This is a genomic window from Novosphingobium sp. 63-713 (genome assembly GCF_001898925.1).
Taxonomy (GTDB): domain Bacteria; phylum Pseudomonadota; class Alphaproteobacteria; order Sphingomonadales; family Sphingomonadaceae; genus Novosphingobium.
The window spans coordinates 69,983-83,349 of record NZ_MKVS01000008.1 but is presented as its reverse complement, the minus strand read 5'-3'; the positions used below and the strand labels follow the sequence as shown (position 1 = coordinate 83,349).

Here is a 13,367-nt window from a genome sequence, read left to right as displayed (position 1 = left end):
ACGACAGGCCGAGTTTAGCCATCCATTCGTCGAAAACCCCCGATTTTCGGGGATAATTGCGGGTTTTTAACCGCATTTCGCTTTGACAGCGCCATTAAAAGTCGCTCAATTCCGCCCGCTGTCGAGGCGACTCAAACAGATATTCTCAACGTCCTTTCCGGGGGTACCCAAATGAATAAGAACGAACTGATCGGCGCGGTTGCCGAAGCCAGCGGCCTTACCCGCAATGATGCGACCAAGGCCGTCGAAGGCGTGTTCGAAGCGATTACCGCTGCTCTGAAGGCTGGCGATGAAGTCCGTCTGGTCGGCTTTGGCACTTTCTCGGTGGCCAAGCGCAAGGCCTCGACCGGTCGCAACCCCCGCACCGGCGAACCTCTGGCGATCTCGGCTTCGGCTCAGCCCAAGTTCAAGGCCGGCAAGGGCCTGAAGGACGCGGTGAACTGATCACCCGTTTTTGACTGCTGAATGGCTGAAACGCCTCGCAGCCATAAGCAGAAAGAAAAACGCCGCCTCGGATCATCCGGGCGGCGTTTTTGTTTGAGGCATGGGAAGGGGCTTATTCGGCCTCTTCGCGCGTGGCCACGGCATAGAGCGCGATGGCGGCGGCATTCGACACGTTGAGCGATTCCATCGCCTCGCTGATCGGCAGACGGGCAAGAACATCGCAATGCTGGGTGATATTGTGGCGCATGCCTTCACCCTCTGCGCCCAGCACCAGCGCGACAGGACCCGCGCTCATCGCCTGCGACAGAGTCACCTCGGCCTCGCCCGCCAGACCGATGCGCCAGTAACCGGCCTCGGCGATTTCTTCGAGCGCGCGGGCCAGATTGACCACGCGGACCCAGGGAACGACCTCCAGCGCCCCGCTGGCCGATTTGGCGAGCACACCCGATTCGGGCGGAGCATGGCGGTCCTGGGTGATGATCGCGGCCGCATTGAAGGCCGCAGCCGAGCGCAGGATCGCGCCGACATTATGCGGATCAGTCACCTGATCAAGCACGACGAGCGGGCGCGAGGGATCGCCGTCCAGCACCTCATCGAGGAAAATATCCTCAAGCGCGTCGCATTCCAGCACCAGCCCCTGATGCGGCGCATCGCGCGCGACAAGGCGGCCAAGATCGGCGGCCTGCGCATATTCGATCGTGAAATCAGCGGGAAGCTCGCCATCCAGATTCGCGATGGCTTCGCGTGTGGCCCACAATTTGCGGTGGCGGCGGTCGGGGTTCTTCAACGCGGCCTCGACCGCGTGGTGGCCCCACAGGCGCACCGCGCCCTTGCTGGCGCGGCCCGAACCGCGTCCGCCCTGCATGCGGCCCGCGCGGCCCCGCAGAGCCTTGCCCTTTCCGCGTCCGCCCTGTTGGCTGTCGTCGTCGCTGTGGCGGCTCATGAAATTGTCCTTTCTGGAAAAAATTTCCCCGCCTTTGCCAATTCGAGTGTTGACAGGCAAGGGCAAGATCCTCATAGGCGCGGTCCTCGGCTGAACGGCTCCACATAAAAGGGGCCATTCGGGGGGAGACCCCCAAGCTGGATAGCCTCGCAAGAGGCCTGACGGTGTGGACAGGTGGCCGAGTGGTTAATGGCAGCAGACTGTAAATCTGCCCGCGAGAGCGTACGCTAGTTCGAATCTAGCCCTGTCCACCACCGTTGCAGTTTTCCCAGACAATTCATCGTGATCCGGCCCCAAGGGCCATTGTGTCGGCACGCGCCGGGGCTTTTGCGACAGAATTTGTGCGCAATGATTTCTGCCAGTTGACAGATGCGAACAACATCCGCATAGGCGCGGACCTCGGCTGAACGGCTCCATGCAAATGGGGTCATTCGGGGGGAGACCCCCAGCTCGATGCCTCTGTCAAAGAGGCCTGACGGTGTGGACAGGTGGCCGAGTGGTTAAAGGCAGCAGACTGTAAATCTGCCCGCGCAAGCGTACGCTAGTTCGAATCTAGCCCTGTCCACCACCGTTTCTTCAAAGTTCAGCATGAACAGGGCGAACCGCCTATGACGCTGCGCCAGGCGCTTGGCCCGGCGCAGCGTCTGGTCTTATTGCTGAGGCGTGCCAGCAGGTGCCGGATTGGGCGCAGGCGTGGTCGCAGGGGCGGTTTCGGCCGGGGCCGTTGCCGCCGCGCGAGCCTTGCGCATGGTTTCGATCTCGGCGCCGGTCTTGTAGTCGATCAGCTCAACCTGAAACACCAGATCCGAATTGGCGGGGATGGGGCCTGCGGCCTGCGCGCCATAGCCCATGGCCGCCGGAATGCAGAAACGCGCGATGCCGCCCTTGGGCACCATCTGAAGCCCCTGCGAAAAGCCGGGGATCACGCCCGCAACGGGAAAGGTTGCGTGCATGCCCTGATCGAAGACCGCGCCCGTGGCGGCCAGATAGCCGATGTAATTGACCAGCACATAATCCTCTTCGGCGGGCACAGGGCCGGTGGCAGGACGCAGCATGGTGAAGCTGACGCCCGAGGCGGTCTTGGTGCCGCATACACGCTGAGAGGCCGGGAGGATGGGATTGAGCGGCAAAGGAATGATGTCATTGCCCGCTTTGGGCGCGGGCTTGGTCGCGGCAGGTTTTGCCGCAGCGGCTTTGTGCGCCGGGGCGGCGGCCTGGGCGGTGCCGATCATCAGCGACAGGGCCGCCAGAGAAAACAGGGACGGGGCGAGGGGCGACAGAGCGCGAGACAGTTGCTTCATGGCCGCGAGGTATAGGCAGGATGGCCCGCCCCGATCAAGCCGATGGCAATTATACATCGGTTCAGCATTTTGCCTGATGCCAAATGCGTGAATTTTGGCATTGTGTGAAACGAACAGGGCCGGCGCAAGGCTCGCGGAATAAAGAGGATCTGCCATGTCAGACGCATTGCTGGGTCGGATTTCCGAAACGGTCGCAACCGCGCAGACGGTCGAACAGCTCACCCGCCCGTTGCTCACCATGCTTGAACTGGTCACAGGGCTGGAAAGCACCTATCTGACCCGGATCGATGAGGCGGCCGGGGTTCAGAGCATCCTCTATGCCCGCAACAGCAAGGTGATGCAGATCCCCGAAGGACTGACAGTGCCGTGGGGCGACACTTTGTGCAAACGCGCACTGGATGCCGGACAACCCTTTACCGATGATGTGGCGGGCTGCTGGGGCGATTCGGATGCGGCGCGCGCGCTGGGCATATGCACCTATGCCTCCACCCCTGTGCGGATGGAGGATGGCAGCCTGTTCGGTACATTATGCGCCGCCAGTTCGGAAAAGCGCCCGATCACCTCCGAAGGGCGTCAGGTGCTGGTGCTGTTCGGCGCGCTGATCCAGCAGCATATCCAGCGCGAGAACCTGCTCGAAAAGCTTCAGCGGGCCAATCGCGAGCTTGAGGGCTTTTCCTTTACCGACACTTTGACCGGGCTGCCCAATCGCCGCTTCATCTTTCAGGAATTGAGCCGCCTGTTCAGTCTGGCCCTGCGCGAAGGGCGGCGCGTGACTCTGGCTTTCATCGATCTGGACGGGTTCAAACAGATCAATGACACCTATGGCCATGAAACCGGCGATGCTTTCCTGATCGAGGTCGGGCGGCGGCTGGCCCTGGGTATGCGGGGCAGCGATCTGCTGGGCCGCCTTGGGGGCGACGAATTCGTGCTGGCGGGGCTTGGCCCGGCGCAGGGGCAGGACAGCGAATTGACGGTATCGGCGATGCGGCGGCGGCTCTCCTCGGTGATCGAGGGGCATTATGATCTGCCCTGCTGCTCGATGCACTATCCCGGCGCCAGCCTTGGCATCATCAGCGCCGATCCGCGCGAGACGACCGTGGATCAGGCGCTTCAGAATGCCGATGCGGCCATGTATCTGGAAAAGCGTCAGCGCCGCGAGGCCCGCGCCCAAATGGCCTGATTTCGGCCTACCCGTATATTTCCGCCTGTATTCATCGCTTCGTTAAGTGTTTCTGTTGGGTTTCTGGAACCGAAACCGCCCTTCAGGCATTGGTTGGCGACGGAATGAAAGGATGAGATATGTGGCTGCTTGACCGCTTCCTCCGCCGTGCGATCCGCACCGGCCCTTTGCAGATCACCGATGCGGACGGGAAGGTCCATCTTTACGGCTCGGGCAAGGGCGACCCGCTCCGCCTGCGCTTTACCGACAGGCGCACCGCCGGGCATATTGCCCGCAACCCCTCGCTGGGCGCGGGTGAGGCCTATATGCGCGGCTGGATGGTGGTCGAGCCGCCCCATGACATCCGCGATCTGGTGCTGATGATCGGCGCCGAGGCCAAGGCGGCCAAGACCCATATGGACGCACCGGGGCGGCTGAGCCGGATGATCGACCGCGCGGCATGGTATTTCGACCAGTTCAACGACCGCCGCCGTTCCAGCCGCAATGTACGCCACCATTATGACCTGACACGGCAATTCTACGAAATGTTCCTCGACGAAGACCGGCAATATACGATGGCCTATTTCTCCGGCCCGCAGGTGGGGCTGGAACAGGCACAACTGGAGAAGAAAGCGCTGATCGCGGCCAAATTGCGCCTACCGCCCGATGCGCGCGGGATGCGGGTGCTCGATATCGGCTGCGGCTGGGGCGGGCTGGGGCTGTTTCTCAACCGCCATTACGGTTGCGAGGTGCTGGGCATTTCGCTGGCCCCCGATCAGGTCGCCTTTGCGCAGGAACGCGCACAGGCCGCAGGCGTGGCCGACCGGGTGCAGTTCCGCCTCGTCGATTACCGCGATCTGACCGAGACATTCGACCGGATCACCAGCGTGGGCATGATCGAGCATGTCGGCGCGCGCCATTTCGACGAATATTTCGGCCATACGTTCGACCGGCTGGCCGATGACGGCATCATGCTGACCCACACGATCGGGCGCGCGGGCGGGCCGGGCTTCACCGATGCGTGGACGCGCAAATATATCTTCCCCGGCGGCTATATTCCGGCGATGAGCGAGCTGGTGGGGGCCATCGAGCGGACGGGATGGAAAACCGGCGATATCGAGGTGCTGCGCTATCATTATGCCGAAACGCTGGCCGAATGGTATCGGCGCACCACGCTGCATGCCGACCGCATCATCGCCATGTATGACGAGGAATTGCTGCGCATGTGGCAATTCTATCTGGTCGGGGCCGAACAGGCGTTCCGTCAGGGCAATATGGTCAATTTCCATATCCAGAACGTGAAGCAGCAGAGCGCCCTGCCGATGACGCGCGATTATATTGCCGCCGAAATGCAGCGCCTTTTGTCCAAGGAGGCCCCGCCGGTCTGGCATCTGGCGCCCAAGGTGGCGTGAGGAGCCGCGCCATATAACAAAAAGCGCCGGGCGACGTATTGGAGAGGGGCCGCCCGGCCAGTCCAGGGTCTTGGATAGTTTGGGGGGCGAGGTTCTATTCCTCGCCCTGAGGCATGTTTTTGCATCCCGCCTCTATGGCTGGGCGTGCAGGATCGCTTGACGGCTGCCCGGCGCACCACGGGTATTTCACCTTGCTCAGCGCGCCGTCCTTGATGGAATCCAGTACCTTTTGCAGCCCGGCCTTGCGTAGGGCGGCTTCGCCCTTGGGCGCGGCGATCGGGGTTTCGCTGCCCGCCATGTCGTCCAGCGCGACGAAACGCCCATCGCCATAGAGCTTGTAATGGGCATCAAAAACATAACGCGCCGGGTCGAATTGCCATTGCGGGGCATAATGCTGGAAGATCCAGTCGCGTGCCGCGGGCTTCTCGCCCTTGGCCACGGCCCATTGGCTGACCCCGTCGATGCCTGCGGGGGCCTGCGCGCCGCTGGCCTCGGCGATGGTGGGCATGATGTCGGCAAAATCGAACAGGCCATCACGCGTGACCCCGGCGGGCAATTTGCCCGGCGCGCGGATGATCATCGGCACATGGGTGCCCGACAGGGTGGGCGTGCCCTTGCCCCCGCGCACTGAATAGCCCGCGCGGGTCGAGGTGATCTGGCGGTTGGTGCCATTGTCGCCCGAAAAGATCACCACCGTGTTCTCATCAAGTCCCTCGGCCTTGAGGCGGTCCATCAAGGCGCCCACCAGCTTGTCCATATAGGTGACCATCGCGGCAAAGCGGGTCTTGGCGCCCTGCGCGCTCATGCTGTCGGGCGTGGGCACAAAGGGATTATGCACCAGCACCATCGGGTAATAGAGGAAGAAGGGCTGGTCCTTGTGGCGGCTGATGAAATCCAGCGCATATTGGCTGTCGAAATCGGGGCCGAAGCCCTCCTCGTTGATCTTTGTCCGGCCATTGCCGACGCGGGTCGGCCCCCAATAGCGCGACCCCTTGGCGTCGAGCGCCTTCAGCTGCCAGAGATAGCTTTCATCGAACCCGGCCTGCTGCGGGGTGATACCCACGCGCCCGTCAAAACCGTTCCCCATCAATTGCCATTTGCCGACGATCCCGGTGGTATAGCCCGAGGCCTTCATCATATTGCCGAAGGTGAACTGGCCCGGCGCCAGATAGCCGAAGGCATCGTAATTGCGGTGGCTTTCCATGCCTGTCATCAGGCGAACCCGCGAGGGGCTGCACAAAGGCGTGGCATGAGCCTGCGTAAAGCGGACGCCTTCCTTGGCGAGGCGGTCGATGTTGGGCGTGTAATATTCGCCGTCATAGGCGTTGAACGCCTCGATCCCGATGTCATCGGCCAGAATGAAGATGACATTGGGCGATCCGGCCCGGCGCGGGGCCAGGGCGGGGGCGGGTGAGGCCGCCGGACCATGGCTGTATTCTGGTGCGGGGCGGCTCTGCGCCATCGCGCCGCCGGGCATCAACATCGCCGCGATGGCGGCCAGAGCGACATATTTCCGCAGTTTCATGGCGTCTCTCCGTTAATCCTGCCACATGGCGGGCAGGTTGGTATGGCCGCGCGCGGCGGCCTGGGCCTTGGCCTGCGCCGCGATCGGGTCTTCGGGCGTGCGGCGATAGGGGGCGAAACGCGCCGCCGCCTGCTGCATCCGCGCCTGCATCGCGCGCGTCACATCCGGGTGCAGCGAGGCCACGCTATACTGCTCGGTCGGGTCGCGCATGTCATAGAGCTGGGGATAGCCGCGGCCGTCAAGCGGCATCAGAAAGTTCATATAGAAATCGGCGCGGACATATTTCCAGCGCTGGGTGCGGATGCCCACGACATTCTCGTCCTGAAACAACAGCAGCTCCTCATGGGGCGAGGCCCCGCCGCGCATCAGCACAGCGCTGATGTCGCGCCCGTCGATCTCCACCCCCGGCGGCAGCGGCAGGCCCGCCAGTGCGCAGGCCGTGGGCAGCACATCAATGCCCATGGCCATGGCATTGCTGCGTCGCCCGGCCGGGATATGGCCGGGCCAGCGCGCGATAAAGGGCACCCGATAGGCCCCGTCATAGGCCCCGCCGCCCTTGCGCTGGCGCAGGCCCCCGGTCGATCCTTCGAACCACGGCCCATTGTCCGAAGTGAAGATCACCAGCGTGTCGCGCTCCAACCCCAGCCGGACCAGCGTAGCGTTCAACCGGCCCACGATGCTGTCGATTTCGATGATCGTGTCGCCATAGGCGCCCGCGCCCTGCGACTTGCCGCCAAAACCGGGCGCGGGGAAATTGGGCAGATGGGGCGAGGACAGCGCCAGTTCGAGGAAGAAGGGCCGATGCGCGTTTTCCTCGATAAAACCTCGGGCGCGGCTGTAGAATTTTTGCTGGAGGCGGGGGAAATCCACCTCCTCGTCGCGCATCGCCTCGCCCGCCTTGCGTTCATACAGGCGCAGCGGGTTGATGTCATGGCTGTATGGAATACCGTAGAACAGGTCGAAGCCGTAATTGGTCGGGTCCCACGCATCGCCCTTGTGGCCCAGATGCCATTTGCCGATCAGCGCGCTTTTATACGCCGGTTTCAACGCATGGGCGATGGTGCGCTCGGTCTTGGGCAATTGCTGGGTGTCGGCCTCCAGCAGCACGCGCGAGAGCGTGGTGCGCACCGGATAGCGCCCGGTCAGGATCCCCGCGCGCGAGGGAGTGCAGACATTGGCCGGGGCGTAATAATCGGTCAGCGTGATGCCCTGGGCCGCCATCCGGTCGAGATGGGGCGTGGGCACGCGCCGCCCGCCGGTGGGGCCGACATCGCCATAGCCCAGATCGTCGCACAGGATCACGATGATGTTGGGCGGGCGCGATCCCGCCGCCTGCGCCGCCCCGCCAAGCGCCAGCCCCGCAGCCAGCAGGCCCGATCCGGCCAGCAGTTTGCGCCGGTTGATATGTGTCATGTCATGCCCTCTTTCGGGATCAGACGGCGGAAGGGAGATCCTCCCACCGTCCGGGGATGGGTCAGAACGAATAGCCCACGCTCAGGCCAAAATAGCGCGAGGCCGCCTTGGGCACGAAAGCAGTGAGGTTGTTGGGCGTCAGCGTCTGCGAGGTCAGCTCGCTGCCATGGCCCATGGCGGAATAGAAACGCTGGTCGGTCAGGTTCTTGGCAAAGATCGAGACGCTGATCCCCTTGTCCGCCGGGCGCGCGCCCAGCGAGAGGTCAAAGGTGGTGTAGGCGCGCTGCACCAGCAGCGGGTCCTGTTCCAGCGCGAAAAGCACGCTGCTCTGATAGGCCATGGCCAGGTCGACATAGGCGATCATCGAGCCCACATTGCGTTCATAGCGCGGGTTGATCGTAAAGCGCCATTCGGGCGTGTTGGGCAGGATGCCGCCGCGCACATTCTGGTTCGCGCCCGACAGGACATTGTTCACGCTATACTGCTTGTAGCAGGCATTGGTGGGCGGCGTTGCGCCATAGGCGATGGTGGCAAAACTGGCCTGATTTTGCAGCGGACAGGCAAGGCCATCGGCATCAAAGCGGGCATGGGTATAGGCCAGCGAGGAATTGATCGATAGCCCATCGATCGGGCGCAGGGTCAGCTCGATTTCGACGCCCTTGGTCGTGGCCGCGCCCGCATTGGTGACGGTGAAAAGGAAATTGCCGGTCGATTGGTCCGACTTGTTGGCCTGAACCTGCAGATCCTTGTATTTGGCGATAAAGGCCGACACCGCGATGCTCAGCTTGCGATCGATGGTCGTGCCCTTGAAGCCGACCTCGAAGGCGTTGACGGTTTCGGGGCGCACCACGGCATTATTGTTGAACGTCTGATTGTATTCGGTGCCCAGCGACTGGCCCTTATAGCCGCGCGTATAGGTGGCATAGGCCTGCGCATTGCGGTTGAATTCATATTGCAGGCCCGCCTTGCCGGTCAGCACCTCGTCCGAGGCGGCGGTGAAACCGCGCGTGACCGGGACATTGAGCGAATCCCCGGCAAAGGGCGCGTTGGGATACTGGAAACCATAGACCGAGATATATTCATGCTGCCAGCGCATGCCGCCGATTGCCTTCAGCCCGCCGACCAGATTGTAATCGACCTGACCAAACCCGGCATATTGATAGGAGCGCAGATGGGCCAGGCTGGCCCCCGAGGAGCCCACGACATTGGCCGCAGGGCAGGGCGCCCCGATGGCCAGCCCCGATGAGGCAGGCGCCGAGCAGGTAACGATGCGGCGTGTGAAGTCGCGGTCAATCGTCAGGTCCGAGAAATAGATCCCGCCGACATAATTGAGCCGCCCCTTCTTGGCATTGGACAGGCGCAGTTCCTGCGAGAAATTGTCCAGTTGATAGCCGCCGCCATTCACGTCGAACTGGGCATAGGCGGGGGCCGCCGTGCCGCCGCTGTAGATGGGAACATCGGTGTTGACGGCATCAACATCCTGATTGTTATAGAACTTATACTTCTGATAGGCGCTGATCGAGGTCAGCGACAATGCGCCAAGGTCCAGCTTGGCCTCCAGCGAATAGGTCTGCTGCGTGGTCAGCGTGACGGTATCGAGGTTTGAATTGGCCTGCATGTTCGACGGGCTGGCGATCACCGGGGCCTGAAGCAGGGCCAGATTGGCATTGTCGGTGCGGATGGCCACCGTCTGGCAGCATTGCGATTGATTATGGCCATAATTGAACCCGGCCAGCAGGTTCAGGCGCCCAATGTCCATCTCCAGCTTGCCGCGCAGGCCATAGCCTTCGCCGCCATTGGTCTTGGCCTTGCGGACGACGTTGTAGATATAGCCGTCATCCTTGTTGTAGTAACCGCTCAGGCGCAGGCGGACATGCTCGCTCAACGGGCCCGAGACGGTGCCGTTCAGGTGGTATTCGCCCTTTTCGGCAATCGTGGCATTGACCTTGCCCGAGAATTCGCTGGTCGGGCGGGCGGTGACCACGTTGATCGCGCCGCCGGTGGCGTTCTTGCCGAACAGCGTGCCCTGGGGCCCGCGCAGCACTTCGATCCGTTCAATATCGGCCAGATCGGAAAAGCCCTGCGCCGCGCGGGCCATGACCACGCCGTCCATCACCACCGAGACCGAGGATTCATTGCCCACGCCAAACACGGCGGTGCCGATGCCGCGGATGCGGAAGTTCGAATTGTTCGGATTGGTGCCCTGCGTATAGGTGAGCGAGGGCGAGATCTGGCCGAGGCTGGTGGTGTCGGTGATGTTGCGGGTGGCCAATGCCTGCGCGCTGAGCGCGGTGACGGCGAGAGGCACATCCTGAAGGCGTTCGGCGCGCTTTTGTGCGGTGACGACAATGTCTCCGGGCGCGGTGTCGGTCGCCGGGGCCTGTTGCGCATGGGCCGTCTGCGTCAGCGCTGTCGTTGCCAAGCCCAGCAAAAGGGCTGTGCGGATTGATTTCATGGCGATGTCTCTCCCTGTTTTTGATTCTTGCGCCACGAATTGGCGGGTATGAACACGCGCGAATTCGGGGGTAAATTCCATATCCAGCGCTCTCGACGAATCAACGTCAGCGCTGACGTATTGCCTATGCCGCTGTGACAGGGCTGTCAAGAAAGGCCTCGCACCGTCACCTGCGTGGACAGGCACCGGCCTGTTGGCTTATGCAACGCTCATGTCGAACCGCAGACCCACGCTAGATGATGTTGCCCGGATCACCGGAGTGTCCGCCAAAACCGTGGCGCGCACGCTCAATGGTGAGAAAGGGGTGGGGGCGGAAACGCGCGAGCGGGTGATGGAGGCGGTCCGGCAACTGGGCTATCAGATGAACGTCTCGGCCCGCGCGCTGGCCAGCGCCAAGACATTGAGAATATGCATCGTTTCCAATTGGATGACGGCGTTTTTCATGTCGCAGATCTATCGCGGCGCCGCGCGCGCCTGCCAGGAGCGCGGCTATCATCTGATCATCCGCGAATTCGATCCCGATCAGAGCGATGCCATCGACTCCTTCCGCCAGCAGTTGCAACTGGCCCCGGTCGACGGGATCTTCGTCACCGCCCCGCTCAGCAGCAATGAGCAATTGCTCGATATGTTTGACGAACTGGGCCTGCGCTATGTCCGCCATTCCCCGATGGGCGATTTTGACCGTTCCGATGTGGTTCAGGCCGATGAGATGCATGGCGGGGCGCTGATTGCCCGGCATTTGTGGGAAAAGGGACACCGGCATTTCGGCCTGATCATGAACATCGTCGGGCATGTCGCCGCGACCCAGCGTTATCAGGGTTTTGTCGAGGAAATCGCCCGCCTTGGGGGCAAGCCGGAGAAGATCCGCAATGTCGGCTATCCCGTGGGCAGCCGGGCAAAGGAGGGCGACGATCCGATCGGCTATAATGAGGCTGCCGAATTGCTGGCCCACAAGGACCGGCCCACGGCGATCTTTGCCTTCAATGACGAGGTGGCCGCAGGCGTGCTGGCGCGCGGCCATGCCACAGGCTTTGCGCTGCCGCAGGATCTGGCGGTGGCGGGCTATGGCAATGCCGATTTCGGGCGGCTGACCTGGCCCGCGCTGACCACCGTGCGCCAGCCCAATTCCGAAATGGCCTATCAGGCGGTCTGCTGGCTGACCGAACCGGCCCCGGCGCGCGCGCGGGCCATGACCTTTCCGGTCGAACTGATCCCGCGCGCCAGCACCGGCGAGACGTGATTCAAGTGCGGGTGGGGAAAAGCGGCCGGGGGAAACTGGCCGCCAGCACCACCGCCGTGGCCAGCACGAAAAGCAGCACCAGCAGGTAGGACGGCGGCCCCGCGCCCACCACGGGCTGCTGGGAAAGGTAGAAATAGGGCCGCATGATCATCGCCCCGCCCAGCGCGAGGCCGATCTGTTGTCCCAGCCTCAGCGCCGCCGCGCCTGCTCCTGCATTGGCCGGGGCAATGCGCGCCATGCTGGCCGGGCCGATACAGCCCGATGTCATGCCCACCCCCATGCCCGCCAGCGCCAGAATGGGCAGCAGCGCCCAGACCGGCCAGTTCGGATTTTGCCCGGCCCACATGATCAGCGGCGCAGCAAGCGCGAGGATCGCCGCCCCCGTGGCAATGACAAACCGCCCGTCCTTTTTCAGCAGAAAGCGGCCGAAGAACAGGATCGAAAGAAACACGCCCACGCCATAGGGGATCTGGATCGCGCCCGAGACATAGGGCGAATGGCCGCGCCCGTTCTGAAGAATATGGTTGATGATGATGATCAGGCTGTTGCTGCTGGCGCTGAAACAGATGGTGAGCATCGCGCCTGTGGCCAGTTGCGACAGAGCGGTGGGATCGGCGGACATGCTCCATGGGCGGCGCAGGGAAAATGACCCGCGCCTGATCCGCCACAGGGCAACAAGGGGCAGCACGGCCAGCGCCGCCATCCACGGATGCAGGCCGGCCTTGTCGCGCCCCAGCCATTCCAGCACCACCATGATCGCGCCCACCGCCATCACCAGCGGAATGCGGCGATGCAGAAAGCCCTGATCCTGTTGCTCACGGCTGTGCGTGTCGCGCGGAAGCAGCCAGTAGCCCAGCAAGAGCGCCGTCACTCCGATCGAGGCGCCCGCCAGAAACACCATGCGCCAGCCCAGATCGGCAAAATTGCCCGACATCAGCAGCCCGGCCACCAAAGGCCCGAACGTGCCCGCCGAGGCCGAGGCAAAGCCGAGCGCGGGCAGCAGCCGGACCCTGTCCTCCGGGGCATAGAGGATATGGAGCAGCCCCATGATCTGGGGCGCGGTCAGCGCGAAAGCGGCCCCCTGCGCCAGACGCGAGAGCAGGAAGGCGACAATCCCGCCCGACAGCGCACAGGACAGCGAGGCCCCGACATACAGCCCCGCCCCGGCCAGAAACACCCGCCGATGCCCCACCCGGTCCGCCATCGGCCCGGTCATCACCAGCGTCAGCGCAAACCCGAGCGCATAAGAGCTGTAGAACCAATGGGTTATATGGCTTGATGCGTGAAGGTCGCGCGCCACCACCGGCATCGAGACATTCACGAACATCGCGTTCAAAACTTCCATGAAGTTTGCAAGCAACAGCGCAGCAAAAGGGAAATAGCGCTTGGCGCGCAAGATATCGCCCACATCCTCTCCCCTGCGCCGCCCCGTTCGTCGGGATTCTGGCCAATCCGTCACACCACGGCATAGCCAT

10 protein-coding genes and 2 tRNA genes are annotated in these 13,367 nt (G+C 63.0%); 6 read left to right on the top strand and 6 right to left on the bottom strand.

Annotated elements, in window-relative coordinates:
- Positions 1 to 171 precede the first annotated feature (171 nt).
- Positions 172 to 444, top strand: coding sequence for an HU family DNA-binding protein (locus BGP00_RS05565; RefSeq protein ID WP_168604631.1), 273 nt, complete (start codon positions 172 to 174; stop codon positions 442 to 444).
- Positions 445 to 556: 112 nt separating this feature from the next.
- Here the strand turns inward: BGP00_RS05565 and rlmB are convergent, their stop codons facing one another.
- The gene (gene rlmB / locus BGP00_RS05560) at positions 557 to 1,387 is read right to left on the bottom strand and encodes a 23S rRNA (guanosine(2251)-2'-O)-methyltransferase RlmB (RefSeq protein WP_292690175.1); all 831 of its coding nucleotides are present in this window, start codon (positions 1,385 to 1,387) and stop codon (positions 557 to 559) included.
- A 168-nt stretch (positions 1,388 to 1,555) separates the two neighbouring features.
- Here rlmB and BGP00_RS05555 point away from each other — a divergent pair.
- Together BGP00_RS05555 and BGP00_RS05550 are read left to right on the top strand one after the other, a co-directional pair.
- Positions 1,556 to 1,641, top strand: a tRNA-Tyr gene (locus tag BGP00_RS05555).
- Between the two features lie 228 nt (positions 1,642 to 1,869).
- Positions 1,870 to 1,955: transfer RNA gene (locus BGP00_RS05550), tRNA-Tyr, on the top strand.
- Positions 1,956 to 2,037: 82 nt separating this feature from the next.
- Here the strand turns inward: BGP00_RS05550 and BGP00_RS05545 are convergent.
- Entirely contained in the window at positions 2,038 to 2,688 is a 651-nt protein-coding gene (locus BGP00_RS05545) for an FKBP-type peptidyl-prolyl cis-trans isomerase (protein ID WP_246870246.1), read from the bottom strand.
- A 154-nt stretch (positions 2,689 to 2,842) separates the two neighbouring features.
- Here BGP00_RS05545 and BGP00_RS05540 point away from each other — a divergent pair, with 154 nt between their 5' ends.
- Both BGP00_RS05540 and BGP00_RS05535 read left to right on the top strand, forming a co-directional pair.
- Positions 2,843 to 3,868, top strand: coding sequence for a sensor domain-containing diguanylate cyclase (locus BGP00_RS05540; RefSeq protein ID WP_168604633.1), 1,026 nt, complete (start codon positions 2,843 to 2,845; stop codon positions 3,866 to 3,868).
- A gap of 119 nt (positions 3,869 to 3,987) precedes the next feature.
- A complete protein-coding gene (locus BGP00_RS05535; protein WP_292690176.1) occupies positions 3,988 to 5,259 on the top strand; it encodes a cyclopropane-fatty-acyl-phospholipid synthase family protein in 1,272 nt (423 codons plus the stop codon).
- A 94-nt stretch (positions 5,260 to 5,353) separates the two neighbouring features.
- Here the strand turns inward: BGP00_RS05535 and BGP00_RS05530 are convergent, their stop codons facing one another.
- The 3 genes from BGP00_RS05530 to BGP00_RS05520 form a co-directional block, all read right to left on the bottom strand.
- Positions 5,354 to 6,784 (bottom strand): sulfatase-like hydrolase/transferase, encoded by a 1,431-nt coding sequence (locus BGP00_RS05530; protein ID WP_292690177.1) that lies wholly within the window; start codon positions 6,782 to 6,784, stop codon positions 5,354 to 5,356.
- 12 nt (positions 6,785 to 6,796) lie between these two features.
- Positions 6,797 to 8,197: a sulfatase-like hydrolase/transferase gene (locus BGP00_RS05525; protein ID WP_292690178.1), complete on the bottom strand. Its 1,401-nt coding sequence runs from the start codon at positions 8,195 to 8,197 to the stop codon at positions 6,797 to 6,799.
- Positions 8,198 to 8,258: 61 nt separating this feature from the next.
- On the bottom strand, positions 8,259 to 10,652 hold the full coding sequence (locus tag BGP00_RS05520) for a TonB-dependent receptor (RefSeq protein WP_292690179.1): 2,394 nt from the start codon (positions 10,650 to 10,652) through the stop codon (positions 8,259 to 8,261).
- 211 nt (positions 10,653 to 10,863) lie between these two features.
- Between BGP00_RS05520 and BGP00_RS05515 the strand changes: the two genes are divergently transcribed.
- Entirely contained in the window at positions 10,864 to 11,892 is a 1,029-nt protein-coding gene (locus tag BGP00_RS05515) for a LacI family DNA-binding transcriptional regulator (RefSeq protein ID WP_292690180.1), read from the top strand.
- Position 11,893: 1 nt separating this feature from the next.
- On the opposite strand, the gene BGP00_RS05510 is transcribed toward BGP00_RS05515, so the two are convergent.
- Positions 11,894 to 13,300 (bottom strand): MFS transporter, encoded by a 1,407-nt coding sequence (locus BGP00_RS05510; RefSeq protein WP_292690181.1) that lies wholly within the window; start codon positions 13,298 to 13,300, stop codon positions 11,894 to 11,896.
- Positions 13,301 to 13,367 lie beyond the last annotated feature (67 nt).

What these genes read in the sequence shown, in the direction of transcription:
- BGP00_RS05540 (WP_168604633.1), top strand. Translation starts at nt 2,843, where the DNA reads ATGTCAGACGCATTGCTGGGTCGGATTTCCGAAACGGTCGCAACCGCG.
- BGP00_RS05545 (WP_246870246.1), bottom strand. Translation starts at nt 2,688, where the DNA reads ATGAAGCAACTGTCTCGCGCTCTGTCGCCCCTCGCCCCGTCCCTGTTT.
- BGP00_RS05520 (WP_292690179.1), bottom strand. Translation starts at nt 10,652, where the DNA reads ATGAAATCAATCCGCACAGCCCTTTTGCTGGGCTTGGCAACGACAGCG.
- BGP00_RS05515 (WP_292690180.1), top strand. Translation starts at nt 10,864, where the DNA reads ATGTCGAACCGCAGACCCACGCTAGATGATGTTGCCCGGATCACCGGA.
- BGP00_RS05525 (WP_292690178.1), bottom strand. Translation starts at nt 8,197, where the DNA reads ATGACACATATCAACCGGCGCAAACTGCTGGCCGGATCGGGCCTGCTG.
- BGP00_RS05530 (WP_292690177.1), bottom strand. Translation starts at nt 6,784, where the DNA reads ATGAAACTGCGGAAATATGTCGCTCTGGCCGCCATCGCGGCGATGTTG.
- BGP00_RS05535 (WP_292690176.1), top strand. Translation starts at nt 3,988, where the DNA reads ATGTGGCTGCTTGACCGCTTCCTCCGCCGTGCGATCCGCACCGGCCCT.
- BGP00_RS05565 (WP_168604631.1), top strand. Translation starts at nt 172, where the DNA reads ATGAATAAGAACGAACTGATCGGCGCGGTTGCCGAAGCCAGCGGCCTT.
- rlmB (WP_292690175.1), bottom strand. Translation starts at nt 1,387, where the DNA reads ATGAGCCGCCACAGCGACGACGACAGCCAACAGGGCGGACGCGGAAAG.